General features: G+C 66.1%; 19 protein-coding genes and 2 pseudogenes. 9 read left to right on the top strand and 12 right to left on the bottom strand.

The genetic code is table 11. The features are described from left to right. Positions 1 to 34 precede the first annotated feature (34 nt). Complete coding sequence (locus OKW44_RS19290; protein ID WP_018417803.1) at positions 35 to 1,384, top strand: TAXI family TRAP transporter solute-binding subunit; 1,350 nt, start codon at positions 35 to 37, stop codon at positions 1,382 to 1,384. Between the two features lie 27 nt (positions 1,385 to 1,411). Here OKW44_RS19290 and OKW44_RS19285 read toward each other — a convergent pair whose 3' ends face one another. The 3 genes from OKW44_RS19285 to OKW44_RS19275 form a co-directional block, all read right to left on the bottom strand. Then, positions 1,412 to 2,314 (bottom strand): ProQ/FinO family protein, encoded by a 903-nt coding sequence (locus tag OKW44_RS19285; protein ID WP_018417802.1) that lies wholly within the window; start codon positions 2,312 to 2,314, stop codon positions 1,412 to 1,414. A 91-nt stretch (positions 2,315 to 2,405) separates the two neighbouring features. Then, the gene (locus OKW44_RS19280; protein ID WP_018417801.1) at positions 2,406 to 3,770 is read right to left on the bottom strand and encodes an ATP-binding protein; all 1,365 of its coding nucleotides are present in this window, start codon (positions 3,768 to 3,770) and stop codon (positions 2,406 to 2,408) included. Continuing rightward, the gene (locus OKW44_RS19275; RefSeq protein WP_018417800.1) at positions 3,767 to 4,429 is read right to left on the bottom strand and encodes a response regulator; all 663 of its coding nucleotides are present in this window, start codon (positions 4,427 to 4,429) and stop codon (positions 3,767 to 3,769) included. Before OKW44_RS19275 ends, OKW44_RS19280 begins: the two co-directional genes overlap by 4 nt. A 221-nt stretch (positions 4,430 to 4,650) precedes the next feature. On the opposite strand from OKW44_RS19275, the gene OKW44_RS19270 reads away from it, so the two are divergent. From OKW44_RS19270 to OKW44_RS19260, 3 genes are read left to right on the top strand one after another with little or no spacing between them, the layout of a single operon-like run. Further along, positions 4,651 to 6,063, top strand: a complete 1,413-nt coding sequence (locus OKW44_RS19270; RefSeq protein ID WP_018417799.1) for a TolC family protein — start codon at positions 4,651 to 4,653, stop codon at positions 6,061 to 6,063. Continuing rightward, complete coding sequence (locus tag OKW44_RS19265) at positions 6,053 to 7,177, top strand: efflux RND transporter periplasmic adaptor subunit (protein ID WP_018417798.1); 1,125 nt, start codon at positions 6,053 to 6,055, stop codon at positions 7,175 to 7,177. The genes OKW44_RS19270 and OKW44_RS19265 overlap by 11 nt, the downstream gene beginning before the upstream one ends. After that, positions 7,174 to 10,233, top strand: coding sequence for an efflux RND transporter permease subunit (locus tag OKW44_RS19260; RefSeq protein WP_018417797.1), 3,060 nt, complete (start codon positions 7,174 to 7,176; stop codon positions 10,231 to 10,233). The genes OKW44_RS19265 and OKW44_RS19260 overlap by 4 nt, the downstream gene beginning before the upstream one ends. Positions 10,234 to 10,271: 38 nt before the next feature. Here the strand turns inward: OKW44_RS19260 and hpnK are convergent, their stop codons facing one another. Genes hpnK through OKW44_RS19245 form a run of 3 tightly spaced genes read right to left on the bottom strand, consistent with a single transcriptional unit; the run spans position 10,272 to position 12,737 of the window. Continuing rightward, positions 10,272 to 11,102, bottom strand: coding sequence for a hopanoid biosynthesis-associated protein HpnK (gene hpnK, locus OKW44_RS19255; RefSeq protein WP_018417796.1), 831 nt, complete (start codon positions 11,100 to 11,102; stop codon positions 10,272 to 10,274). Continuing rightward, positions 11,102 to 12,367 (bottom strand): bacteriohopanetetrol glucosamine biosynthesis glycosyltransferase HpnI, encoded by a 1,266-nt coding sequence (hpnI, locus tag OKW44_RS19250; RefSeq protein WP_018417795.1) that lies wholly within the window; start codon positions 12,365 to 12,367, stop codon positions 11,102 to 11,104. The genes hpnK and hpnI (OKW44_RS19250) overlap by 1 nt, the downstream gene beginning before the upstream one ends. Positions 12,368 to 12,386: 19 nt before the next feature. Further along, positions 12,387 to 12,737, bottom strand: coding sequence for a hypothetical protein (locus OKW44_RS19245; RefSeq protein WP_018417794.1), 351 nt, complete (start codon positions 12,735 to 12,737; stop codon positions 12,387 to 12,389). A gap of 383 nt (positions 12,738 to 13,120) precedes the next feature. On the opposite strand from OKW44_RS19245, the gene OKW44_RS19240 reads away from it, so the two are divergent. Both OKW44_RS19240 and OKW44_RS19235 read left to right on the top strand, forming a co-directional pair. After that, positions 13,121 to 13,780 carry a response regulator gene (locus tag OKW44_RS19240; RefSeq protein ID WP_018417793.1) on the top strand — a complete coding sequence of 220 codons (660 nt, stop codon included), beginning with the start codon at positions 13,121 to 13,123 and terminating at the stop codon, positions 13,778 to 13,780. Continuing rightward, entirely contained in the window at positions 13,777 to 15,180 is a 1,404-nt protein-coding gene (locus tag OKW44_RS19235) for an ATP-binding protein (RefSeq protein WP_018417792.1), read from the top strand. The genes OKW44_RS19240 and OKW44_RS19235 overlap by 4 nt, the downstream gene beginning before the upstream one ends. 17 nt (positions 15,181 to 15,197) lie before the next feature. Here the strand turns inward: OKW44_RS19235 and OKW44_RS19230 are convergent, their stop codons facing one another. The 5 genes from OKW44_RS19230 to OKW44_RS19210 all read right to left on the bottom strand — a co-directional run bounded on the left by OKW44_RS19230 (position 15,198) and on the right by OKW44_RS19210 (position 20,015). Further along, positions 15,198 to 16,259 (bottom strand): lysylphosphatidylglycerol synthase domain-containing protein, encoded by a 1,062-nt coding sequence (locus tag OKW44_RS19230; RefSeq protein ID WP_018417791.1) that lies wholly within the window; start codon positions 16,257 to 16,259, stop codon positions 15,198 to 15,200. Between the two features lie 145 nt (positions 16,260 to 16,404). Continuing rightward, positions 16,405 to 17,565 (bottom strand): bacteriohopanetetrol glucosamine biosynthesis glycosyltransferase HpnI, encoded by a 1,161-nt coding sequence (hpnI, locus tag OKW44_RS19225; RefSeq protein WP_018417790.1) that lies wholly within the window; start codon positions 17,563 to 17,565, stop codon positions 16,405 to 16,407. After that, positions 17,562 to 18,983 (bottom strand): hopanoid biosynthesis associated radical SAM protein HpnJ, encoded by a 1,422-nt coding sequence (gene hpnJ, locus OKW44_RS19220; protein ID WP_018417789.1) that lies wholly within the window; start codon positions 18,981 to 18,983, stop codon positions 17,562 to 17,564. The genes hpnI (OKW44_RS19225) and hpnJ overlap by 4 nt, the downstream gene beginning before the upstream one ends. A gap of 381 nt (positions 18,984 to 19,364) precedes the next feature. Further along, positions 19,365 to 19,775, bottom strand: coding sequence for a hypothetical protein (locus OKW44_RS19215; protein WP_018417788.1), 411 nt, complete (start codon positions 19,773 to 19,775; stop codon positions 19,365 to 19,367). Positions 19,776 to 19,811: 36 nt separating this feature from the next. Further along, the gene (locus tag OKW44_RS19210) at positions 19,812 to 20,015 is read right to left on the bottom strand and encodes a cold-shock protein (RefSeq protein WP_007181784.1); all 204 of its coding nucleotides are present in this window, start codon (positions 20,013 to 20,015) and stop codon (positions 19,812 to 19,814) included. A 292-nt stretch (positions 20,016 to 20,307) separates the two neighbouring features. On the opposite strand from OKW44_RS19210, the gene OKW44_RS19205 reads away from it, so the two are divergent. Further along, positions 20,308 to 21,753, top strand: coding sequence for an NAD-dependent succinate-semialdehyde dehydrogenase (locus OKW44_RS19205; RefSeq protein WP_018417787.1), 1,446 nt, complete (start codon positions 20,308 to 20,310; stop codon positions 21,751 to 21,753). A 121-nt stretch (positions 21,754 to 21,874) separates the two neighbouring features. After that, on the top strand, positions 21,875 to 22,495 hold the full coding sequence (locus tag OKW44_RS19200) for a GNAT family N-acetyltransferase (protein ID WP_018417786.1): 621 nt from the start codon (positions 21,875 to 21,877) through the stop codon (positions 22,493 to 22,495). 31 nt (positions 22,496 to 22,526) lie between these two features. Here the strand turns inward: OKW44_RS19200 and OKW44_RS19195 are convergent. Continuing rightward, positions 22,527 to 23,240 (bottom strand): annotated as a pseudogene (locus tag OKW44_RS19195) (2-keto-3-deoxygluconate permease); the annotation flags it as partial. Here OKW44_RS19195 and kdgR point away from each other — a divergent pair. Continuing rightward, positions 23,232 to 24,018, top strand: a pseudogene (gene kdgR, locus OKW44_RS19190) (DNA-binding transcriptional regulator KdgR); the annotation flags it as partial. The pseudogenes OKW44_RS19195 and kdgR overlap by 9 nt on opposite strands. Positions 24,019 to 24,611 lie beyond the last annotated feature (593 nt).

Below are 24,611 nucleotides of genomic sequence, written 5' to 3'. Positions count from 1 at the left end.
AATGCCTTCACCTGGCTTCCCGCACGGAGTCTTCATGAAAGCGCAGCGTCCGCGGCCTCCGCACTTTCCCGCCGAACCAACGCGCGCCGAATGGCGCGAGCACTTGCTGCCCTACTTCATCACGGCGCTGCTGATCGCGTTCGCGATCGTGCTGATCATCTGGATCGCCAATCCGGCGCCGCCGCGCACGATCACGATCAGCGCCGGCCCGCGCGACAGCTCGTTCGTCGTCACCGCGAACCAGTACCGCAAGATCCTCGCGCGCAACGGCATCCGCCTGAACGTGCTCGAATCCCAAGGTTCCGTGCAGAACCTGCAGCGGCTGCTGGATCCGACGCAGCACGTCGATATCGCTCTCGTGCAGGGCGGGGTGGCCGAAGGGCTCGATACTTCGTCGCTGGTGTCGCTCGGCAGCGTGTTCTATGTGCCGATCGTCGTGTTCTATCGCGGCGCGGCGCTCACGCAACTTGCGCAGCTCGAAGGCAAGCGCATCGCGGTCGGCCGCGAAGGCAGCGGCACGCGGCTGCTCGCGCTGCAACTGCTCGCGGCGAACGGCATCGAGCCCGGCGGCGCCACCACGCTAGTGCCCAGCGACGGCCTGCAGGCCGCCACGCAGCTGGTTGCCGGCGAGGTCGACGCGGCGATTCTGAGCGGCGATTCGGCAACGCGCGGCCTGATGCTGCGGCTGTTGCGCGTACCCGGCATCTCGGTGATGAATTTCGACGAAGCGAGCGCCTATACACGCGTCTTTCCGTTTCTCGACCAGATCGACTTGCCGCCCGGCGTGCTCGATCTGAAGCGGCGCATTCCGCCCGAGACCGTCCACCTGATTAGTCCGACGGTCGAACTCGTCGCGCGCAGCACGCTGCATCCGGCGATTTCGGACCTATTGATCGAGGCGGCGCAGGAAGTGCACGGCGCCGCGGGCCTGTTGCAGCACGCCGGCCAGTTCCCGAACCCGGTCGAGCACGAATATCCGATCAGCGAAGACGCGCAGCGCTATTACCGGACCGGCAAGGGCTTTTTGTATCGAACGCTGCCTTTCTGGCTCGCGAGCATCGGCGATCGTACGCTCTTCCTGCTGTTGCCGGTCGCCGTGCTGCTAGTGCCCGCCATGCGCGTGATTCCGGCGCTGTACCGGTGGCGGGTGCGCTCGCGCATCTATCGTTATTACGGTTCGCTGATCGCGATCGAGCGGCACGCGCTCGCCGGCGCAACCGACGAGGAGCGCACGCAGCTACTGGGGCAACTGGATGAGATCGAGGCGGCGCTGAGCCACCTGCGCATGCCGCTCGCGTATGCGGATGCGTTTTACGTGCTGCGCGAGCATGTGGGATTCGTGCGCAGCCGGTTGACGGCTGCGCCGCCCGTCATGGCCTCGTGATCAAGGCCATGACGGGCTGTGCCAAGGTTAGGCTTGGGAGGGGGGCGAGGCGGGAGCGGTGGCTTGCGGTTCGTGTTGCGCGCTGGTCTGCGCCTGCGTGTCCGCGCCCCCGGCGGCATCCGCCGCTACGGCTTCCGGCGACGCAGCAGCGGCATCCGCTTGGCGGGCCGCTTGTTCCGCGACTGCCGCTACCGCTGCTTCGGCCTGCGACTCTTTAGCGGCCGCGCCTTCGGCCGGTGTACCTGCATCGGTCGGCGCATTCGCGCTTGCCGTCGCGGTGGCGGTCTTCTGCGCGGCCTTCGCCGCGCGATGCGCGAGCAGGCGCTGAGCACCCGCCGCTTCCTGCGCCGTGACCTTGCCGGCTTCGACGCCCGCCAGGTCGACGCGCGCCGCGCCTTCGACGAGGCTCTTCCAGTAGCGTCCGCCACGACACCACGTCTTGATCGCGTCGCGCAGTTCGGCTTCGCTCAGCGACAGCTCCTTCGCATGCACGACGAGGTCTTCGAAAATGCCGATCTTCAGCGCCAGCTTCGGGGCCGGATTCTTCGGGAAGGCGACCGGGAAACGTTTTTGCAGACGACCGATCGAGCGCACCACCGGGTCCACCGGCTTGGCGTCCACCGCCGGCCTGGCCGGCTCGGTGTGGCGCGCCGGCTGCGGGCGGCCGGCGCGCGTGCCCGGCTTACCGTCCGGGCGAGCGCCGCCCTTTGCGGCCGGCTTCGCGCCGGGCCGGCCACCGGGCTTCGTGCCCGGATTGGCGCCACGGTCGGCATGTGAACCAGGTTGTGCCCCTGAATTTGAAGCGGGCTTGCCAGCGGCCTTCGAAGCGGGGCGCGCGGCCGATTTGCGATCGGGCTTGCCGGCGGACTCTGCGGCGGCGCGCGCCGCGGCCAGTTGCTTCTTCAGTTCAGCGAGTTGTTCGAAACCCATAGTGCACAACCAATCTGTCGATCTGTAAAAACGAGATTGTAGCAGCGTGCGCTCACGTGCTTGTGACAACTCCGAGCCGCAGTGGCGATTGTCAATTCGCGGCCGTGACGGGCGCGTCGGCGGCGGGCGCGCGCAGCCCCGTGACGGACACCCGCAAACCGGGCCCCCCGACATTGTTGCTCAGCGACAGGCCGAGTTGATGCCGCTCGGCGATCCGCGCGACGATCGCGAGACCGAGCCCGCTGCCCTCGCCCTTCGACTCCTCGCCGCGATAGAAAGGGTCGAATACGCGTTCGAGCTCCGCCTCCGGAATTCCCGAGCCGCTGTCGACGACCTCGAAGCCCACGCGCTCGCCCGTGCGTCGCAGCACCACGTCGACACGGCCGCCCGGCGGCGTATGACGGATTGCGTTATTGATCAGGTTCGCTAACAACACACTGATACTGTGCGGCTCCGCGAGCACGGTATAGGCGTCGTTCGGTGTGCGCGCGTGTTCGCATTCGAGGCCGAGATCGATCTCTCGCAGCTCCGCGAGCACGGAACAATCGCTGACCGCCTGCTCGCCGATGCGCCGCAGGCTGACCGGCACCGTCGACGTGACCGGCTGCGCGTCTTCGCGTGCGAGCGTCAGCAGTTGCTGCACGAGGTGGATGATCCGGTTCACCCGATTTTCGACGCGCTCGAGCGTCTGCCCCTCGCCCCTCAGCGATCCATCGCGCGACGCCGCCTGCAGTTGCAGCTTCAGCGCCGCGAGCGGCGAGCGCAACTCGTGCGCGGCATCGGCGATGAACGTGCGCTGCGCCTGCGACGCCGTATGCAACCGTTGCAGCAGATCGTTCAGCGCTTCGACGAGCGGCCGGATTTCGACCGGCAGGTTGCCGTCGAGCCGCAGCGGTTCGAGCGAATCGATCGAACGCGTCGCGAGCGCGCGCGACAGGCCGCCGATCGGCGCGAGCCCGCGCGCGACCACCAGCAGCACCAGCGCGATCGTCACTGGCAGCAGCACGCCGAGCGGCCACAGCGTGTGCAGCGCGAGATGCAACGCGAGTTCTTCGCGCACCGAGACCGGTTGCGCGACCTGCACGTAGCGGTCTGTCTGCGCTACGCCGAAGATGCGCCAGTGGTATTCGCCGCGCGGCACTGTGTGAAAGCCCGGCGGCAGACGCTCGAACACCGGCGCCCGCGCGGAGCGATAGACGAGCGTACCGCCGCGGTCCCAGATTTCGATGACGATGCGGTCGTCGGCGAGATCGCCGAGGTCGGGGTTGCGACGCTCGCGGCTGCCCGCGCCGCTCAGCGCCGACGGCAGCGACAGCGCGACGGTGCGCAGTTCGTAGTCGAACAGCTCGCTCGCCTCGCGCCGCGCGGTATGGAAGATCGCGAAAGCCGCGACCATCGACGCCGCCGCCATGCCGAAGATCAGCCAGCCGAGCAGCCAGCGGCGAATCGACGTCATCCGCACCTCTTCAGGCGGTAGCCGACCCCGCGCACCGTCACGACCTGGTCCGCGCCGATCTTGCGCCGCAGACTGTGCACATGCACTTCGATCGTATTGCTGCCGACTTCCTCGCCCCAGCCGTACAGCTTTTCTTCGAGCTCGGCCTTCGTGAACACGCGGGTCGGCTCCTCGATCAGCGCCTGCAGCAACGCGAATTCGCGCGGCACCAGCGGCAGCGGCACGCCGTCCTTGGTCACTTCATGCGCGGCGGGGTCGAGCGTCAGTTCGCCGTGACTGTAGACCGGCTGCTTCTGGCCGGTGCGCCGGCGCAGCAGCGCGCGAATGCGCGCGGCCAGTTCGTCGAGGTCGAACGGCTTGATCAGGTAGTCGTCGGCGCCGGCATCGAGACCGCGGATGCGTTCGTCGACCGCGTCGCGCGCGGTCAGGATGATCACGGGCGCCGCGCCGCCATTGCGTCGATACGCGTTCAGCACGTCGATGCCGTCTTTTTTCGGCAGGCCGAGGTCGAGCAGCACGAGGTCGTACACGCCGTTATCGAGCGACAGTTCCGCCGCGCGGCCGTCCTCGGCCCAGTCGATCGCGTAGCCGGCGCGGCGCATCGCGCCCAGCACCGATTCCGCGATCATGTCGTCGTCTTCGACCAGTAGCAGGCGCATGGCCTCTCCTCTCCTTCGTGCGGTTTTGGCCGCCGCATTATCGGCCGCGGCAGCTTAACGAACCCTTACGGGGTACTGATGACGCGTCGATTTCGCACGGCCTGGGTCGCGCGATTCGACGTTAAGCCTGTCTTAAGCGCGCGCTGCGGAAAATCAGCCCTCTCTGCGAGGCCTCGTTCGCGAGTCGCTCGCCCCTTCCGATGATTCGCAGGAGCCGGATTTTGCCTGATTTCCATTCCGTCGCGACGCTGCGTCGGCGCGCACTGATGCCGTTGTGCGTGCTGCTGATGAGTGGCTGCGCGACCTATCACCGCGAGCCGCTCGCGCCGCAGGACACCTCGACGTCAGCGCGATCGCTCGAGCGGATCCGCATCGATCCCGCTAGCATGCCGCTGCCCGAACTGGCCGCGCATCGTTTCGATCCCGCCGACGGGCTCGACATCGATGAAGTCGCGATGCTCGCGGTCGCCAACAACCCCGATCTGAAGCTGGCCCGCGACGATCTCGGGATTGCCGGCGCGCAGGCTTATTCGGCGGGTCTGCTGCCCGATCCGCAACTGAGCGTGTCGAGCGATTATCCAGGCGCGGCCGGCACCACGCGCGCGTTCAATTATGGCCTCAGCATCGACGTGATGGCGATCGTGCTGCGCAGCGCGAATAAACAGTCCGCCGACGCGACGCTCGCGAAGACCGATCTCGGCCTGCTGTGGCAGGAATGGCAGGTCGTCGCGCAAGCGCGGCAGTTGTTCGTGAAGCGCTGCTTCCAGCAGCGCATGCTGCCGCTGTTGCAACAGCAGCGCGATCTCGCGCGCACGCGCTACGAGCGCATGGCCGCGGCGCGCGCCGCTGGCAATCTGACCGACGATACGCTCACCGCCGCGCTGCTCGCCTACGGCGACGCACGCAAGCAATACACCGACGCCGAGCGCGCGGCCGCGCAAACCCATCACGATCTGAATGCGTTGCTGGGCCTCGCGCCCGACGTGCAAATGCAATTGCAACCGGGCGGCGACGATGACGTCGCGCCGCTCACCGACGCCACACTCGACTCAGCGCTCGCCGAGCTCGCCCGCCGCCGCCCCGATCTGATCGCGCTGCAGGCAGGCTACGAAGCGCAGGAGCAGAAATATCGCGCGGCGATTCTGGGCCAGTTCCCGAGTCTGTCGGTCGGCTTCGTGCGCGCGCGCGACACGTCGAACATCTACACGAGCGGCTTTCAGGTCAACCTGAGTCTGCCGATCTTCAACCGCAACCAGGGCAACGTCGCGATCGAAAAAGCGACCCGCCAGCGGCTTCGCGACGAGTACCAGACCCGCCTGAACCAGGCGTATGCGGACGTCGCCCGGCTACGCGAAGACAGCGCGATTCTCGCGCGCCAATTGCAGCAGACCGAAGCCGCGCTGCCCGGCGTCGAGCGCGCCGCGCGCGAAGCCGCGGCGGCCTACGCCGAACACAACCTCGTGCTCGGCGCATACACCGATGCGCAAAGCGCCGCGCTCGCGAAACGCATCGACGTCGCGACGCTGCGCGAAGCGCTCGCCGAACAACGCATCGGCTTGCAGGCGCTGCTCGGCAGCGCGATTCCCGATGCTTTCTCTTCCGCTCAGACTTTCATCGACACTCATGCGAAATAGCCTATTCTCGTCGCGGCATCCGTGGCCGCGCGTTGCGGCCGTCGCCGCGCCGCTCGCTTGCGCGATCCTGCTGTATGCATCGGTCCATCCGGTTCGTGCGGACGACAACGCCGCCAGCGGAGCCCAACCGTCGGTCGCGGTACAGACCGTGCGCGTGCAGCGCGCCGCAATCGCGCAGCCGGTGCGCGGCTTCGGGATCGTCGCGGCCACCGCGTCGAACTTGACGACAATCAACCTGCCCTACCTGTCGCGTATCGTGCAGATGCGCGTGCAGGCGGGCGAGACCGTCAAACGCGGCACGCCACTCTTTGTCGTGCAGGCCGATCCTGCCGCCGTGCTTGCCGCAACCCAGGCGAGAAGCGCGCTGACGCTCGCGCAAGGCGAACTCGTGCGTACCCGGTCGCTGTACGACAAGGGGCTCGCGACGCAATCGCAGCTCGCCAGCGCGAGCAAAGCCGTCGACGATGCGCGCGAAGCGCTCGCCGCGCAGAATCAGACCGGCATCACGAGCGGCAACAAGGTCGTGACCGCGCCGTTCGACGGCGTGGTGCTGCAGCTATCGGCGGCACAAGGCGACCAGGTGCAGGCCGGCGCGGCGATTCTGCAACTCGCGAGTGGCGCGAGCCGCGACGCGCGCGCGAACGTGACGCTCGGCGTCGAGCCCACCGACGCCGCCTCGATCCATCCCGGCGATGCCGTCACACTGCACGGCCTGTCCACGGCACTCGCGCAGACGTCGATCGAAGGCCGCGTGGTGCTCGTCGGAGCCGCGATCGATCCGCAATCGCAACTGGTCAACATCGGCGCGACAGTACCGCTCGCGCAGACGCCGTTCATCCCCGGCACGCGCGTTTCTGGCGACATCGCGACCCGTACCGGCACGCACTGGATCGTGCCGCGCGCGGCCGTGCTGCGGGATGGCCAGCACGCATACCTGTTCCAGATCACCCCGCAAAACAAGGCGCGCCGCGTCGCGGTGAGCATCGCGGTCGAAAACGGCGAACGCTACGGCGTCGACGGTCCGCTCGACCCCATGCTCGGCGTCGTGAGCAGCGGCAACTACGAGCTGAAAGACGGCATGGCGGTACGCGCCGGCGGGGATGGCGCGCGATGAACTTCGGTCAATGGATGCAGACGCATCGCCGCTCGCTGCTGTTCGTCATCGCCTTGCTCGCGATAGCCGGCGCGCTGAGCGCATTCCGTCTGCCGATCTCGCTGTTTCCGAACGTCGCGTTTCCGCGCGCGGTCGTGTCGCTCGACGCGGGCGACCGCCCCGCCGAGCAGATGACGACGCTCGTCACGATGCCGGTCGAGGAAGCGCTGCGCCGCGTGCCGAACGTGCGCGACGTCGCATCGACGACGAGCCGCGGCGCCGCGGAGATCTCGCTGAACTTCGACTGGGGCACCGACATGGCGCAGGCGACGTTGCAGGCGCAATCGGCGATCAGCGAAATTCTCACGACGCTGCCGCCCGGCACGACGATGCACGTGCGGCGCATGGACCCGACCGTGTTTCCGGTGCTCGCGTACAGCCTCACGTCGACGCGGCAGTCGCTGTCCGCACTGCGCGATCTCGCGCAGTTCCAGATGCGGCCGCTGCTGTCGTCGGTGGAAGGCGTCGCGCGCGTCGAGGTGACCGGCGGCGCGCAGGACGAGTTCGAAGTCGCGGTCGATCCCGCCCGCCTCGCCGCGTACAAGCTCTCGCTCGCCGATGTATCGAAGGCGATCGGCGCGAGCAACGTGCTGATGGCGAACGGCCGCATCGAGGATCACGACAAGCTGTACCTCGTCGTCACGAACTCGACGATCACGCAGCTCGACGAACTGCGCAACGTCGTCGTGGCCGCCAACGGCAATGCGAACGGCGCGCAGATCCGTCTCGGCGACGTCGCGACGGTGAGCCAGGGCGTGGTGCCGCAATGGATGCGCGTCACCGCCGATGGTCAGGATGCGGTGCTACTGAACGTGTACCAGCAGCCCGGCGCCAACAGTGTCGCGATGGCGCGCGCGATCCGCGCGAAGATCGCGGCATTCGAGCCGCAGATGCCCGCGGGCGTGCATCTGTCGAACTGGTACGACCAGAGCGAACTCGTGATCGCGTCGGCCACCAGCGTGCGCGACGCGATCATGATCGGCATCGTGCTCGCGGCACTGACGTTGTTTGTGTTCCTGCGCAACTGGAAGATCACCGCGATCGCGGTCGCGCTGGTGCCGGTCGTGATGGCCGCGACGATCCTGCTGCTCGACGTGTTCGGCATGGGCTTCAACATCATGACGCTGGGCGGTATGGCGGCCGCGGTCGGCCTCGTCATCGACGACGCGATCGTGATGATCGAGCACATCGTGCGGCGCATGCGCGAAGCCGGCGCGCGCGCGTTCCACGGCCGCGTGATGGCCGCGGCGCTCGAATTCACGCGGCCGCTCGCGGGTTCGTCGGCGGCGACACTGATCATCTTCGTGCCGCTCGCGTTTCTGTCGGGCGTGACGGGGGCCTTTTTCAAGGCGCTGTCGCTGACGATGGCGAGCGCGCTGTTCATTTCGTTCCTCGTCACATGGCTCGCGGTCCCGATCCTGTGCGACCACTGGCTAAAGCCCAAAGACGCCGAGGAGCACCAGGAAACACGTTTCTCCGCGTGGCTGAACCGGCGCTATGCGGTGACGGTCGGGCGTGTGATCGCGAGGCCGCCGCTCGTGCTGCTCGGCGTCGTGCCGTTGATCGTCGTTGCGGCGTTCGCGTTCACGCGCGTCGGCAGCGGCTTCATGCCGAGCATGGACGAAGGCGGCTTCGTGCTCGACTATCACACGCAGCCGGGCACGTCGATCACCGAAACGGACCGGCTGATGAAGCAGATCGAGCAGATCGTGCGCGCGAACCCGAACGTCGCGACCTATTCGCGCCGCACCGGCGCGGGTCTCGGCGGCGATCTGAACGAGCCGAACAAGGGCGACTTCTTCGTGCGGCTGAAGTCCGGCAAACGCGAGCCGATCGACACTGTGATGGAAGAAATCCGCTCGCAGATCGACACGCAGGTGCCGGGCGTCAGCATCGAGCTCGCGCAACTGATGGAAGACCTGATCGGCGATCTGACCGCGGTGCCGCAGCCGGTGCAGATCAAGATTTTCTCCGACGACCCGCACACGCTCGACACCACCGCGCGCAAGGTGGCCGCGCGCATCGGCCAGATTCAGGGCATCGTCGACGTGAACGACGGCATCAATCCCGCCGGCGACGCGATCGAGCTGCACATTCTGCCCGCCGCAGCCGCGGCCGAAGGCATGGACCCGCAAGCGATCGCGCAGGCCGTCACCGACATGCTCGAAGGCAATGTCGCGACGCAGTTCCAGAGCGGCCCGAAAACGGTCGGCGTGCGCGTGCGCGTGAACGGCGCGCGCCAGATGACCGATACGCAACTGGGTCAGCTACAGATACGCGCGCCGGACGGACATCTGTTCGCGCTGAAGCGCGTCGCCGATCGCGTGAGCGTCACCGGTCAGCCCGAGATCAGCCGCTCGAATCTGAAGCGGATGGTCGCGGTCACCGCGCGCATCGACGGGCGCGATCTCGGCTCGACGATCGCCGACGTGCAGAAGGCGCTCGGCGACGCGAACCTGCTGACGTCGGGCGTCTATTACGAGCTCGGCGGTCTGTACCAGCAACAGCAGATCGCCTTCAAGGGTCTGCTAACCGTATTCGGCGCCGCGATCGCACTCGTGTTCGGCCTCCTGCTGTTCCTGTACGAGCGCCTGCGCGTCGCGCTCGCGGTGCTGGCGATGCCGCTGCTAGCGGCCGGCGCGGTGTTCATCGGCCTGTGGATCACCGGCATAGAGTTGAACATCTCAGCGATGATGGGCATGACGATGATCATCGGCATCGTGACCGAGGTCGCGATCTTCTATGTGTCGGAATTGCAGGCGCTGGTGCGCGACGACGAGATGCCCTTCGACGACGCGTTGCAGGCCGCCGGCCGCAACCGTCTGCGGCCGATCGCGATGACGACGATCGCCGCGATCCTCGCGCTGCTGCCGCTCGCGTTCGCGCTGGGCCAAGGTTCGGCGATGCAGCAACCGCTCGCGATCGCGATCATTTCGGGGTTGATCGTGCAGTTGCCGCTCGTGCTGTTGCTGCTGCCGGCTTTGCTGAAGCTGCTGATGAAAAAGCAGCCGGTGTGAGCGCAGTCCAGGTTATGCGCGTTTCGCGAAGCACGGCGCTACTCGAGCACATCCGCGAACCCGCCGAGCCGCCCCCCAAGCGCGCGGATCGCGGCGGCCACCCGTGGCGACAGCAGCGCCTGCAACTCGTCGGCATGCCGGTAGTCGTGCATGCCGTCGCTCAGCGCGTCGCCGGCCAGCGCCGGATGACAGTAGATTTCGCCGACACCATGCGGCAGATTCGCGAGCGCGGCGAGCCAGGTCGCCTCATCCATGCGCCCGCTCGCCGCGATGCCAACCACGTAGTCGTTGTGCGCGATCCCCGCGCGTTCGAGCCGCGTCTTCACGTGCGCGATCCACGGCCGCAGCCACAGCGGCGCGTTCGCTTCGAACGGCAAACGCATCGCCTTCATGCCGTAGTCGCGGCCGATGTCGACGATCAGGCCCAGCACCGTCGGATGCAGATGAAAATGCTTGTGCGTGTTCACGTGGTCGAGCGTAAGGCCGGTCGCGGCGAAGGCTTCGAATTGCGCGCGAATTTCGTGCGCGAGCTGCCGGCGCACGTGCGGCAGAAAAAAGAAGCGCACGCCGTCACGCACCATGTTGCTGCCGAAGCGGCCGTTGTCGTCGAGCAGCGCGGCGACCTGCTCGCGCGGCGCCAGCGCGGCGCCGTCGGCCAGCACCAGATGCAGGCCCACGCGCAGTTCCGGCAGCATACGCGCGCGCGCGACCGCGTCTTTGGCGGCCGGCGCGCCGACCATCAGACTCGCGGCGCGCAGCACACCGTTGCGATGCGCGCGCTCGACCGCGATATTGACGCGCTGATGCAGACCGAAATCGTCGGCGGTGGTGATCAGTCCGCGCGGCGGGGTGGGTTTTGCGCTCTCCATCACGTGAGGCTGTCCAGCCGGCCGCTGCGCTCGGCGGAGGGCGTGCCGAGCTGCATGCGCTCGCCGCGCCACACGACGTGCGAACCGAACGCGCTGACGAGCCACTGGAGCGCGAGCAGCGTATCGCGCAACGGCACCAGCGGCAGATCGCGCCAGAACGTGCGCGCGCGGCGTGCCGCGCGCAGGTGCAGCAGCAGGCGCGCGCCAACGCAGACCGCGGTGGCCGACGCGCTCGCGACTACCGCCGCGAAAGGCGCGTGAGCACACGTCGCGAGCGACACGGTCAGCCCCGCGCTCGTCAACAGCCACGGCGTGGGGAACGTGATCAGCAGCGACACGAAGCCCGGCGGATTGACCGAGCGGATCGTGCGCAGCCAGCGCGTTTCGCGCTGCCACAGCGCCGCGAAGGTCGGCTCGATCACGTCGGTCGCGACCATCACGCGCGACAGCACGGTTTGCAGACCGAGCGCGCGCACGTGCTCGGCGAGCCAGTAGTCGTCGGCGAGGCAGTTTTTCAGCGCTTCGAAGCCGCCGATGCGCTGCAGCGTCGCGCGCCGCAACGCGAGCGTCGCGCCGAAGCCGAAGCGGCGCGAGCCCATCGCATGGGCGACCCGCACCGAGGGCGCGAACCACTCGTTGATGAACAGCGCACCGACACGCGGCCAGAAACCGCCGACGCCGCGCGCGACGTACAGGCACGTGACCACGCCGACGTTCGGGTCCGCGAGCGGCGCGGCGACGCTGTCGAGATAGTCCGAGTCGACCGCGATGTCGCTGTCGGCGATCACGATCACGTCGTGGCGCGCGCGTGCCGCCATGTTGATCAGGTTGCTGACTTTCAGATTGCTGCCGTGTACGCGTGTGTCGATTGCAAGCTCGATGTCGCACTTCGGATAGGCGGCCTGCAAACGGCGCACCACCGCGATGGCGGGATCGTGCGGCGACGACACACCCAACACCAGCTGAAAATGCTGATGGCGCTGCTCGCAGAAGGTTCGCAGATTTTCGTAGAGACGCGGCTCGGCGCCGCACAGCGGCTTCAGCACGCTGACACCGACCTGCGCGAACGGCCCGGTTGGGCAATCGAGCGAATCCATCAGCGAACGGCTGAGCGCACGAGTGACGGCCCTGCCCCCATGATGGTTCGATTTATGTCGGGCGGTGAAAAACGGCATGGCGAGCGCGGCGGCTACCGTATAGATCGAAGCGCTAACGCAGGCGGCTAACAGAAGCCATTGACATGCCATCAACGCGTGCGCCGCCATTGTGTGTCGTCCGTGTCCGTCAGTGCCCGGCCAGCACGAAAGGTTGCCCCGTTAGCCGCAGATGAAGCACGACGAGCCACCGGCGCGGACAATTCGCTGCGATCACCGCGGGCGATGCGCCGACAGCAGCGCGAATCGCGTAGTCGCGCCGCACCGCGACCTCGAAGGCGACCTCGGCAAATTCGCGCGCGATCACCACGCCGCCGATGATCAGCGCCAGCGCGAACAGCCTGAACGATGCCGAAGCGAAAAAAGCGTCAGGGACGGGCAGTACCGGTAACGCGATGCACAGCAGCGCTTCGGTGGCTGCGGCCGTCAGAGACGCGACTAGCAGATGGGCTCGTAGCATGTCGATGGTGACTCGCTTCATAACGTGCCTTGTGCGCGGCCTTGCGGCCCGACCGGATGCTGGCAATGGGCGGGACTCGTCGAGATCGTCCATCGACGCCATCAACCAGCATAAAGAATGCCTCGCGCGTCGCTCCATCGAAGTCCTTACGATCAGGTTGCGATGGTCTGACGACAACCTGGTCTCGCACATGCATCACGATCTGCGACGACCATTTTATAGCGCGTCGATGGTATCGATTCAAGCTGAAGGAAACCTTAAGCACGCGCATGGCATAAAGCGGCTAACGAACGGCGTGGTCACACTTCGGAACGCGGCCGATTGTTCGTCTATGTGCATCAATGTCGCTTGCATCATAATGCTCGACGTTATGCAATAAAGCCCCACAATGGAATATTTGCCTCATGCGCTTACTCCTCGTAGAAGACGACGAGCTCATCGGCTGCGGTGTCGAGGCGGGCCTTCGCCAGGCCGGCTTCACAGTCGACTGGGCACGCGACGGCCACAAGGCCGGCCTCGCGCTCGACACGACTCAATATGCCTTGGTGGTACTCGACCTCGGCCTGCCGCGCGTGAGCGGCACGGAACTGCTCAAACGCGTGCGCGACGTCGGCAATGACGTGCCGGTGCTGGTGTTGACCGCAAAAAGCACGGTCGTCGATCGCGTCGGCGGACTCGAAGCGGGCGCCGACGACTATCTCGGCAAGCCGTTCGATCTCACCGAACTGGTGGCGCGGTGCCGCGCGCTGTTGCGCCGCGCACAAGGTCGCAGTATCGATCTGATTCGTTACCAGAATCTGACAGTGAATCCGGCCGCGCAAACGGTGCAGATCGACGAGGCGCGCGTGCCGCTCACGTCGCGCGAATGGGCGATTCTGCTGCAACTGCTGACTAATCTCGGCATTCCTCAGTCGCGCTCGCGGCTCGAAGAAAGCCTGTACGGCTGGCAGGAAGAAATCGAAAGCAATGCGATCGAGGTGCACGTGTCGAACCTGCGCAAGAAGCTCGGCGCAAGCCTGATCAAGACCGTGCGCAACATCGGCTATGTGATGGAGAAAGAATGATCGGTCCGTCGATTCGACGGCGCCTCGTGCTGCTCGTGCTCGCCAGCATCGCGATCGTATGGGGCGGTGCGCTCGTGTCGAGCTACCGGCAGGCGAGCCACGAAGTCGCCGCGTGGGAACGAGCGCGTCTCGCCGAACTCGCGCAGATGCTCGCGCTGCTCGATTCGAGCAATCTGATGACGCTCGCCAATGCGCGCATCGACGTGCGCGAAGAAGAGAGAGGCGGTGAGCCCGGCGCGAGCGTTCTCGACGACGACGACACGCTGCCGCGCGACGCCCTCTTCCAGGTGCGCGCGGCCAACGGCGCCATTCTGGCGGGCAGCCCGCAACTGCATGCGCTCGCCGCGTGGGATTTGCCGTTGCCGCCCGCGAGCGGCGCGCAGGACGTCACGCTGGGCGGTCAGCTCTATCACTCGTTCACGTTGCGCGAAACGGCGCTCGGTCACTGCGTGCGTGTGTTCGAACTGGCCAACACCCGCAGCGATCTGGTGAGCGGTGTCGCGAGCCGCATCGCGCGGCCCACGCTGATCGCGCTGCCAGTGCTCGCGGTGCTCGTGTGGCTCAGCATCGGCTGGAGTCTCGCGCCGCTGAAGGTGTTGTCGGCCGCGATCCGTTCGCGCGACATCAACCGCATGGAACCGGTCGGCATCGGCCGCACGCCGCTCGAGGTGCGCGCGCTCGTCGACGCGATCAACCAGATGCTGGCGCGTCTGCACCATGCGCGCGAGCTCGAGCGCGCCTTCACCGCCGATGCCGCGCACGAACTGAAGACGCCGCTCGCCGCGATCAAGGTACAGGCGCAGGTCGCGCTCGCCGAGCCCGACATCGCGCTGCAACGGCTCGCGATGGAGCGCGTCGTGCAAGGCGTCGATCGCAGCGCGCGGCTCGCCGAGCAACTGCTGCTGCTCGCGCGGCTAGACGTGCAGGAGAAGCTGCCCACCGAGCCGCTGAGGCCGGCGGCGATCGCGAAAGATACGCTGCTCGCGAACAGGCGCAATGCGCAACAGAAGCACATCAATGTGAAGCTGGTCGGCGACATGCTCGCCGAGATCGACGCGGAGCCCGTGCTGATCGGCATCCTGCTCGACAATCTGCTCGATAACGCGATCAAGTACGGACGCACGGGCGGCACTGTCGAAGTGGCGGTGCGCCATGCCGACGAGCAGGTGCAGCTGATCGTGCGCGACGACGGCCCCGGCGTCGCGCCGGACGATCTCGCGCGGCTCACGAACCGCTTTTTCCGCGCGACCGGCAATCAGGCGACCGGCAGCGGGCTCGGTTTGTCGATCGTTGCGCGGATCGCCGAGCATTTCGGCGCGAGTCTGCAGCTAGGCGCCGGGATTGGGGACCAAGGGCTTGCGGTGAGGGTGTCGTTTCCGGCCTATCGCGCGACGCACTGAAGGCGCGCGCCAATCGCTCAGCGCCGCTCGCCGCCCCGGTTCGCGTCAGCGACGCCCGAACGCTGCCTGGTCAGTTCGGCGCGCACGCCGTGCGGTGCGGCATGCGGCCGCGCGCTGCCGGACGCTTCGAACAGCTGCCACGCGATCAGGCCCGGCACGAATATCAGCAGATCGCGAATTCGCCGCGCGGCCGCGAGCGCGAGACAGGTGGCGGGGTCGAGCCCCAGCGCCCCGCCAATCAGTACGAAAGCGCCCTCCTGCACGCCCAGACCGCCCGGCACGAAGAACGCGGCGCTGCTGACCGCCTGGATCAGCGATTCGATCACGATCGCCTCGACGAGCGTCACGCGCGCGCCGAGGAAATACAGCGCGAGCCAGATTTCGAGCGAGGTCAGCACGCATTGCAGCGGCTGCCAGAAGAACAGATAGCGCAGCACGACCGCGCGGCGGCGCCAGATCACCTTGATCGACTGATCGATCTGCGCGGACTGGCCGACCAGCGCGGTTAGCTTGCCGCTCGTCACGCGGTTCGCCACGCGCGTGACGCGCTCGAACGGATTGGCATGCTGGACGAGCCCGAACAGCAACAGCACCGGCGTCAACGCGACCACGCCCCACGCGAGCTGCCCGGCGAGCCGCAGCGCGCCCGATTGCGCATTGGCGAACAGAAAACCAATGCCGACCATCGTGAACATCAACTGGCTGATCACGGTCAGCTGCATGTCGACGATGGTGCTGGCCACCGCTGTCGACGGCCTGACGCCCCAGCGCTTGAACATACGGAACGACACGAGTTCGCCGCCGATCCGCGCGACCGGCAGCATGGAGTTGACCGATTCCCGCACCCACACCAGATGCAGCATCCTGCCGAAGCTGGGGCGGTTCGCGCCGCGAATCAGCGAGCGCCAGTCGCACGCGTTGGCGATCATTGGCAGCACATGCGCGAGCGCGGCCACCACGAGGCCCGCGCCAGCCGCGCGCAACGCGCTGAGCACCGCGCGCGGATCTTCGCGCCAGACGAGCCACAAAGAGATCAGCAAACCCGCGAGCGCAGCCGCGCGGCCCAGATGCTTCATCATGCGGGCACCTCGCACACGACCTCAGTATACGTAATGCGCCGCACGCCGCGTGTCGCCGGGGCGCTGCCATGCGTCTCCAGGGCGCTCCCATTTCGCCCGTTCGAAGCTTCTTCGTTCATTGCCAGCCCAATCTGCCGTTCGTTCGTCATTCGTCCTGCGCCGCCGACAGCAGCCCATCGCCGTCGACCTTGAAGCTGAAGCCCCGCCAGATCACCCGCGACGAGCGGAAGCTCGCGACGAAAATCGCAAACGATACGATATCCCATAACGGCAGAAGCCACAGATCGCGGCAGCGCTGACGCAACGCCCGATCCGCGCGCCACTTCAACGCGAGACGCGCGAGCACCGTCACTGCCGCAAGCAGCCACGCCCACGGCGCGCCGCCCGAGCATGCGAGCGCGAGCAGCGCGAACGGCAACGGATGCACGAGCGCCGTGCCGAGGTGTCCGAGCGGATCGATGCGGCGAATCGTGCGGCTCCAGCGCAGTTCGTGCGTCACGAGTTGTGCGGCGCTCGCTTCGACACACGCATGCGTGATTGCGAACGGCGGAATCGTGACCTGCTCGCCCGCCGCGCGCACCGCCGCGCCGATCTCGTAGTCCTCGGCCAGATGCTGCACGAACGGCATGAAGCCGCCGATCCGCTCGTAGGTGTCGCGCCGCATCGCGATGGTCTGGCCGAAGCACGGCCGCGCGAGCCCGAGCGCGAGTCCGGTGACGACGCCGGGCAGGAACTGGTAGTTGGTTGCGATCGCCGACAGCCGTGGCCAGAAACCCGGATCGGGCTGGCCGCGATATGCGCAGGTGACGAGCCCGACGCCCGGCTGCTGCAATTCGCCGATCACGTTGCGCAGATAGTCCGGGCCGACGCACACGTCGCTGTCGGCGAACACGAGCACGTCGTGGCGCGCCTGCGGCAGCATGTTGAGGATGTTGCTGATCTTGCGGTTCGGGCCGTACAGACGCGCATCGGCGACTACGGTGATGTCCGCCTGAGGATGGAGACGCCGCAGTTCGTTGACGGTTTGCAGCGCGGGGTCGGCGCAGTCATGCACGCCGAACAGGAATTGCACGGGCCCCGGATAATTTTGCGCGCAGAAGCTCGACAGATTGTCGAGCAACGCCCACTCGTTGCCATGCAACGGTTTGATGACCGTAATGGGTGGAAAGCTGGAGGGTTCGGCTACATCCCTCGCGAAGAAGCGCCCGATCAGCGCGCTCGCGAGCACGGTGTAGCCGATGCCGACAACGGTCGCCGCCGCGCACGCGTACGCGAGCGTGACGGCGGCGAGGTGTGCGGCGCTCACGCCTCGTGCGCGCGCAGGAAGCGGAAAAATTCGACGCCTTCGCGCAGGCGCCGTTTCATCATGTCCCAGCTGGTCAGCATTTCGCGCAGGATCTCCCAGATCTTCGACGGCCGGAAATAAAAGCGTTTATAGAAGTTTTCGAGCTGGTGGTACATCTCGTCTCGCGACAGATGCGGGTAGCCGATCGCCGCCAACTGCACGCCTTCCTTGCTGACGAGATTGATCACCTTGTTCTCCGCGAGCCAGCCGTTCTCGACCGCCTGGTTATAGAGCGTAGTGCCCGGGTACGGCGCGGCGAGCGACACCTGGATCGTCAGCGGATTGATCTCCTTCGCGTACTCGATGGTCTTCTGGATCGTCTCCGGCGTTTCACCCGGCAGACCGAGAATGAAGGTGCCGTGCACCTTGATGCCGAGGGTGCGGCAGTCTTGCGCGAAGCGCCGCGCGATGTCCGTACGCAGGCCCTTCTTGACGTTCAGCAGGATCTGGTCGTCGCCGGACTCGTAGCCGACCAGCAGCAGGCGCAGGCCGTTGTCCTTCATGATCTTCAACGTCGAGTAAGGCACGTTGGCCTTCGCGTTGCACGACCACGTGACCCCCAGCTTGCCCATGCCTCGCGCGATTTCTTCGGCGCGCGGCTTGAAGTCGGTGAACGTGTCGTCGTCGAACATGATCTCCTTGACTTCGGGCATGTTGTCGCGAATCCACTTGACTTCCTCGAGCACGTTCTCGACCGAACGCACCCGATAGCGATGGCCGCCGACCGTTTGCGGCCACAGGCAGAACGTGCACTTCGAGCGGCAGCCGCGGCCGGTATAGAGCGACACATACGGATGCTTCAGGTAGCCGTTGAAGTAGTTCTTGATGGTCAGATCGCGCTTGTAGATCGGCGCGACGAACGGCAGCTCGTCCATGTTCTCGAGGATCGGGCGCGATTCGTTGTGCTCGATCGAGCCGTCGGGGGTGCGATAGCTCAAGCCGAGGATCTGTGCGAACGGCTTGCCTTCGGCGATTTCCTTGCAGGTGAAATCGAATTCCTCGCGACACACGAAGTCGATGGCCTCGGTCGCGGTCAGCGAATTATGCGGATCGACCGCGACCTTCGCGCCGACCATGCCGATCAGCAGCGACGGCTTGCGCTTCCTGAGGTCCTGGGCGAACAGCGCGTCGGTCGGGAAGGATGGTGTGCTGGTGTGAATCACCACCAGCTCGTATTGCGAGGCGATGTCGAGGGCGGCGTCGACGGACAGGCCGTCTGCCGTGGCGTCGAGCACGCGGCTGTCGGGAACCAGTGCCGCGGGTTGGGCGAGCCACGTCGGATACCAGAACGAGCGAACTTCACGCTTGGCCTGATAGCGCGAACCCGCGCCACCATCGAAGCCGTCGTACGACGGCGCCTGCAAGAACAGAGTTTTCATGGATGCTCCAGCAAGCCTTTATAGGCGCTTTCGGTTTTCAGTAGGGAATCTATTCTGTTCCATTGCCCGAATGCAGGTCGGGAAAGCCTGTGTTCGACCTGCACGTAGCGACGGCCGCGGTCCGGAAAGGCCACGGGCAGTGGCGCAAATAGTACGGAGCAAAGCTGAAGGAAACCTGAAGAATAATACTGCGTTCAGACCGCGCGCGGCATGCTCCGATGAGGCGATTTGTGTAATCGATGAGTTCGTGCAATCGTGTCGCATCGATGTCGTATCGGTGTGGTAAATGGATAGGTTGTCGCGTGGCGTGCGGGCGAGCGCCGCCGGCGCCGCCGATTCACGCCACCTTCACGGGCGCGAACGCTCGGCCCGACGCGTCGCTCATCGCGCGATATGCCTCGCCCATTCGAGCCAGCCGAGATTGAGGGCCACGTTTACCACTACGCCGAGCGCCGACGCGAGCGCGGCGATCATGGTCCAGAAGGCCGAGCGCCGCGCCGAGCGCGCCGACGTGTGAGCGGCGGCTGCAGCGTCGCGCGACGCGCTCGCCGCCGCCTGCGCGATATGCGACGACGCCTCCATGCGCGCGAGCGACCTCAGCGCGAAACCGCGCTCGTCGTCGTGCGTGGCGGCGGCCGCCTCATGCGCCGCGTCGTCACGCTGCGCCTGCTCGAACAGATAGCGATGACAGAACGGCGTCAGCGGTTCGTCGGGATAGCGCGCGGCGAAGGTTTTCGCATAGGCGGCGCCGCCATTGCGCTCGATCTCCGCGTAGGCGGCGTCCTTATCCATGGCTGCCTCGCATGCGGACGAGCCGCCCGGCCGGCGTCACACGGGCTTGATGTCGGCAGCCTGTTTGCCTTTCGGCCCCTGCTTGATTTCAAAGCTGACTTTCTGGTTTTCCTGCAACGACTTGAAACCTTCGGATCGAATCTCCGAAAAATGGGCGAACAGATCTTCGCCGCCGTCATCGGGAGTGATGAAGCCGAAGCCCTTTGCGTCGTTGAACCATTTCACTGTTCCGGTTGGCATGGCGATGTCCTCGTGATGCGCTGTAGTAGCGGTTGAATGGATGAAGTGCTGCGTCCTGCAAGCGTTTCGTGCAGCGCTGACGCGGCGCCCCGGCACGGCCCGCAAAATCGCTCCGGTGCCAAGCCCCAGCAAGCCGCATGCCGCGACCGGGCGCCTGCGGGCCGCGCCCGGTGCGATTGCCCGCAATCAGATAAGATAAATGGTATCGGCAATTCATTCATGGCCGCGCAGGAGTGTCGCCTCGTGCCGCACGTCCGCGCGGCCAGTTGTTTCCCACTCACAGGAACCCAGCATGGCCATCTCGAGCTATACCGATACCCGTCTTCTGATCAACGGCGAATGGTGCGACGCCGCCAGCGGCAAGACCCTCGACGTGATCAACCCCGCGACCGGCCAGGCCATCGGCAAGGTCGCGCATGCCGGCATCGCCGATCTGGACCGCGCGCTCGAAGCCGCGCAGCGCGGCTTCGAAGCCTGGCGGAAGGTGCCGGCCAACGAGCGCGCAACCATCATGCGCCGTGCCGCCGCCCTCGTGCGTGAGCGCGCCGCGGACATCGGCCGCCTGATGACGCAGGAACAGGGCAAGCCGTTCGCCGAGGCGCGCGGCGAAGTGCTGGCCGCCGCGGACATCATCGAATGGTTCGCGGACGAAGGCCGCCGCGTGTATGGCCGCATCGTGCCGTCGCGCAACCTTGCCGCGCAGTCGCAGGTGCTGAAGGAGCCGATCGGCCCGGTCGCGGCGTTCACGCCGTGGAACTTCCCGGTCAACCAGGTCGTGCGCAAGCTGTCGGCGGCGCTCGCCTGCGGCTGCTCGTTCCTCGTCAAGGCGCCGGAAGAAACCCCGGCGTCGCCGGCGGCGCTGCTGCAAGCCTTCGTCGAAGCCGGCGTGCCGGCCGGCACGGTCGGCCTCGTGTTCGGCGATCCGGCTGAAATCTCGAGCTACCTGATCCCGCATCCGGTGATCCGCAAGGTCACGTTCACGGGCTCGACGCCGGTCGGCAAGCAGCTCGCGGCGCTGGCCGGCTCGCACATGAAGCGCGCGACGATGGAGCTCGGCGGCCACGCGCCGGTGATCGTCGCGGAAGACGCCGACGTCGCGCTCGCGGTCAAGGCAGCCGGCGCCGCGAAGTTCCGCAACGCGGGCCAGGTCTGCATCTCGCCGACGCGTTTTCTCGTGCACAACAGCATCCGCGAAGAGTTCGCCGCGGCGCTCGTCAAGCACGCTGAAAGCCTGAAGCTCGGCGACGGTCTCGCCGAAGGCACGACGCTCGGGCCGCTCGCCAACTCGCGCCGTCTGAGCGCGATGGCCAAGGTCGTCGACGACGCCCGCAAGACCGGCGCGAAGGTCGCGACGGGCGGCGAGCGCGTCGGTACCGAAGGCAACTTCTTCGCGGCCACCGTGCTGACCGACGTGCCGCTCGAAGCCGACGTGTTCAACAACGAGCCGTTCGGCCCGGTCGCCGCGATTCGCGGCTTCGACAAGCTCGAAGAAGCGATCGCCGAAGCAAACCGCCTGCCGTTCGGCCTCGCCGGCTATGCGTATACGAAGTCGTTCGCCAACGTGCATCTGCTGTCGCAGCGCATGGAAGTCGGCATGCTGTGGATCAACCAGCCTGCCACGCCGACGCCGGAAATGCCGTTCGGCGGCGTCAAGGATTCCGGCTACGGTTCGGAAGGCGGCCCGGAGGCGATGGAAGCCTACCTCGTGACCAAGGCGGTCACGGTGATGTCGGTTTAATCACGCCAATCACGCGCTTCGGGAACGGCGCCGCGGTTTTGCCGCTCGCATCGTTCCCGAGCGCGGCTCAACCGCTCTGCCGGGTCCACGAGTCTTCCGCTCGCGGGCCTTTTTTATTGCCATGAACGATATTTCCGCCGAATCGATGCAGCCCACGCTGAGCGGCTTGTTCGTCGAGCTGCGGCCGCTGCGCGAGGAGCACGCGCAAGCCCTCGTCGATGCCGCCGCCGACGGGCAACTGTGGGACATGAAGCTGACCGTCGTGCCGGGCCCGGCGACGGTCGACGCCTATATCGCCACCGCGCTCGCCGGCCGCGCGGCCGGCAAGGTGATGCCGTTCACGATCGTGCGGCGCGACAAGGACGAAAAGAATGGGGGCGCTGGCCGGATCGTCGGCAGCACGCGGTTCTGGAAGATCGATCGCGCGAACCGCAAGCTCGAAATCGGCCATACGTGGCTCACCGCCTCGGCGCAGCGCTCGGTCGTGAACACCGAGGCGAAATATCTGCTGCTGTGCCACGCGTTCGACGTGATGCGCTGCGTGCGCGTGCAGTTCACGACCGACGAGCTCAACGACAAGTCGCGCGCGGCGATCCTGCGCATCGGCGCGAAACAGGAAGGCATCGTGCGGCACGAGCGGATCATGCCCGATGGGCGCAAGCGCAACTCGGTGCGCTTTAGCATCATCGACGACGAATGGCCGGCGGTGAAAGCGATGCTCGAAGCGAAGCTGGCGCGCTGAGCGGCGCGCCGGCTTCCTGCTACCGACTCATTCAAATGGGCACATCGCGCTGCTCGTTGAGCGGCGGCGCCTGCGTCGCGGTGGCGAACTCCTCGCGCAGCCCGTCGCGTGCATGATGCCGGCGCACCCACAGCGCCGTGAGGATCGGCACCAGAATCGCGGTCACGAGGCAAGCGGTGGCGACCATCGCGGTCGCGGCCGGCACCAGCGGTTTGAAGCTTGGAATCATGTCGGCGATGATCGCCGGATTCGCGACCGCGGCCCCCGCCGTCGACGACGCCGACAGCCCCGCCGCGCCATTGCCGCCGGCAATCCAGCGATCGGCGAGAATCAGCGGCACGCCAGTCACGACGATCACGCCAAGCCCCAGCACGATGCCCGGCAGGCCGCTCGTGACGATCACGTTCAGATCGATGCCGTTGCCGAGCGCAAAGCCGAAAAACGGAATCAGCGGATGCACGCAGCGGCCGAACAGCTCGCGCAGCTCGCTATCGAAGTTGCCGACCGCAAACCCGATCAGAAACGGCAGCACCGCGCCGACGAACAGGCGCGGCTCGAAGAACGCGAGCCCCGTCGCACCCAGAATGATCATGCTGATCAGCGGCCCCGATTCGACCGACATCAGCACGAACGCGCCCGCCTCTTCCTTCGTGCCGTACTGTTGCATCACGGCCGTGTATTCCCTGTTGATGGCCTGTCTCACGTCCATTGATCGTTCTTCTGTCAATATACGGGGCGCGGCGAATCGGCGTCGTCGATCGGGCGCGTGTTCGCGATTCTCGGCGCGATCGGCGACACCGGACAGATCGGCATCAGCGAGCTGTCGCAACGGCTCGGCATGTCGAAGACGACCGTGCATCGTGTGATTCAAACACTGAAGGCGCTCGGCTACTTGACCCAGGAAGTCGAAACCGAGCGCTATCGGCTGACGATCCGTCTGTTCGAGCTCGGCGCGAAAGCGCTCGAAAGCGTCGATCTGGTGCGCGAGGCCGACATCGAGATACGCCGCATCGGCCAGATGACACGCGAAGCGGTACACCTGGGCGCGCTCGACGACGACGCGATCATCTACATCCACAAGATCGACGCCGACTACGGGCTGCGCATGCAGTCCCGGATCGGCCGACGCAATCCGCTGCATAGCACGGCGATCGGCAAGGTGCTATTCGCATGGATGGACCCGGCCGACGCGCGTGACGTGCTCTCGCACATCGAATTTCGCAAGTCGACGCAAAAAACCTTGACCTGCGCCGAAGCGGTGTTGAGCATCCTGCCGCGCGTATGCGAGCAGGGCTACGGCGAGGACAACGAGGAGCAGGAAGAAGGCCTGCAATGCATCGCGGTGCCCGTGTTCGACCGCTTCGACCGTGTGATCGCCGGTCTGTCGATTTCGTTTCCAACGATGCTGCGGTCCCGACACGAAGCAGCATTACGTCGCGTTGCTCAAAGAGGCCGGTCTCGCGATTTCGACGCGGCTCGGCTATCGCGAAGCGACCGCCCCGGAGCCCGCGGCCGCGCAGTAAGTCGTGCGCGCGCGATGCGTTTTTACCTATCTCACCGAAGCTGAAGACAAGCTGATGACGCTACAGGTGTAGCGTCTTTCCATCACGCTCGCCCGAGCGCACCACCGAACTTCTTACCCAGTCTGCAACCGAATGTATCTGCGCCGCATACATATGCCGAAAATCGATGCGCTTCTTTTTTCAGCAAGCGAGGCGCCGAACCTTCGCTTCGAATCCATACCTCGTCTGCCATTGAATGCGGTTTTTTTCATAGACCCTTCAAGGGTTTGACCGCGCGCTCGACAGTCGCCCGGCATTTCGACCCGTAACCCACGGCGCCTTCCCTCCTCGTTCATCGCACGCGCATCGACGTTTCGGCGCGAACTCGGATCGACACGTCCTGTTACACACAAACACACCGGTAATCGCGCCGCTCAGTAGAGTTCGGTTCAAACGAAAGCGGTTCTGATGAAACGCTTCGCACGACAGGCACGCGCATCACAGATTTCAGGGAGCAACATCATGAAAAAAATCCTCGCATTGGTCATTCTTGCCGCCACGCTCGGTGGCGCGTTGAGCGGCTGCATCGTCGTCCCTGGCGATCATCCGCATCA

This window comes from Paraburkholderia lebeckiae, assembly GCF_050436325.1.
GTDB classification, from domain to species: Bacteria; Pseudomonadota; Gammaproteobacteria; order Burkholderiales; family Burkholderiaceae; genus Paraburkholderia; species Paraburkholderia tuberum.
Note: the sequence above shows the minus strand (reverse complement) of the source record. Positions and strands in the feature narration are given on the sequence as shown.

Excerpts from the sequence above, each read along its gene's own strand:
- OKW44_RS19265 (WP_018417798.1), top strand. The coding sequence starts at position 6,053 with ATGCGAAATAGCCTATTCTCGTCGCGGCATCCGTGGCCGCGCGTTGCG.
- OKW44_RS19230 (WP_018417791.1), bottom strand. The coding sequence starts at position 16,259 with ATGATGAAGCATCTGGGCCGCGCGGCTGCGCTCGCGGGTTTGCTGATC.
- OKW44_RS19290 (WP_018417803.1), top strand. The coding sequence starts at position 35 with ATGAAAGCGCAGCGTCCGCGGCCTCCGCACTTTCCCGCCGAACCAACG.
- OKW44_RS19235 (WP_018417792.1), top strand. The coding sequence starts at position 13,777 with ATGATCGGTCCGTCGATTCGACGGCGCCTCGTGCTGCTCGTGCTCGCC.
- hpnK (WP_018417796.1), bottom strand. The coding sequence starts at position 11,102 with ATGGAGAGCGCAAAACCCACCCCGCCGCGCGGACTGATCACCACCGCC.
- OKW44_RS19210 (WP_007181784.1), bottom strand. The coding sequence starts at position 20,015 with ATGCCAACCGGAACAGTGAAATGGTTCAACGACGCAAAGGGCTTCGGC.
- hpnJ (WP_018417789.1), bottom strand. The coding sequence starts at position 18,983 with ATGAAAACTCTGTTCTTGCAGGCGCCGTCGTACGACGGCTTCGATGGT.
- OKW44_RS19240 (WP_018417793.1), top strand. The coding sequence starts at position 13,121 with ATGCGCTTACTCCTCGTAGAAGACGACGAGCTCATCGGCTGCGGTGTC.
- OKW44_RS19245 (WP_018417794.1), bottom strand. The coding sequence starts at position 12,737 with ATGAAGCGAGTCACCATCGACATGCTACGAGCCCATCTGCTAGTCGCG.
- OKW44_RS19260 (WP_018417797.1), top strand. The coding sequence starts at position 7,174 with ATGAACTTCGGTCAATGGATGCAGACGCATCGCCGCTCGCTGCTGTTC.
- OKW44_RS19280 (WP_018417801.1), bottom strand. The coding sequence starts at position 3,770 with ATGACGTCGATTCGCCGCTGGCTGCTCGGCTGGCTGATCTTCGGCATG.
- OKW44_RS19215 (WP_018417788.1), bottom strand. The coding sequence starts at position 19,775 with ATGGATAAGGACGCCGCCTACGCGGAGATCGAGCGCAATGGCGGCGCC.
- OKW44_RS19285 (WP_018417802.1), bottom strand. The coding sequence starts at position 2,314 with ATGGGTTTCGAACAACTCGCTGAACTGAAGAAGCAACTGGCCGCGGCG.
- hpnI (WP_018417795.1), bottom strand. The coding sequence starts at position 12,367 with ATGGCGGCGCACGCGTTGATGGCATGTCAATGGCTTCTGTTAGCCGCC.
- OKW44_RS19205 (WP_018417787.1), top strand. The coding sequence starts at position 20,308 with ATGGCCATCTCGAGCTATACCGATACCCGTCTTCTGATCAACGGCGAA.
- OKW44_RS19275 (WP_018417800.1), bottom strand. The coding sequence starts at position 4,429 with ATGCGCCTGCTACTGGTCGAAGACGACGACATGATCGCGGAATCGGTG.
- OKW44_RS19200 (WP_018417786.1), top strand. The coding sequence starts at position 21,875 with ATGAACGATATTTCCGCCGAATCGATGCAGCCCACGCTGAGCGGCTTG.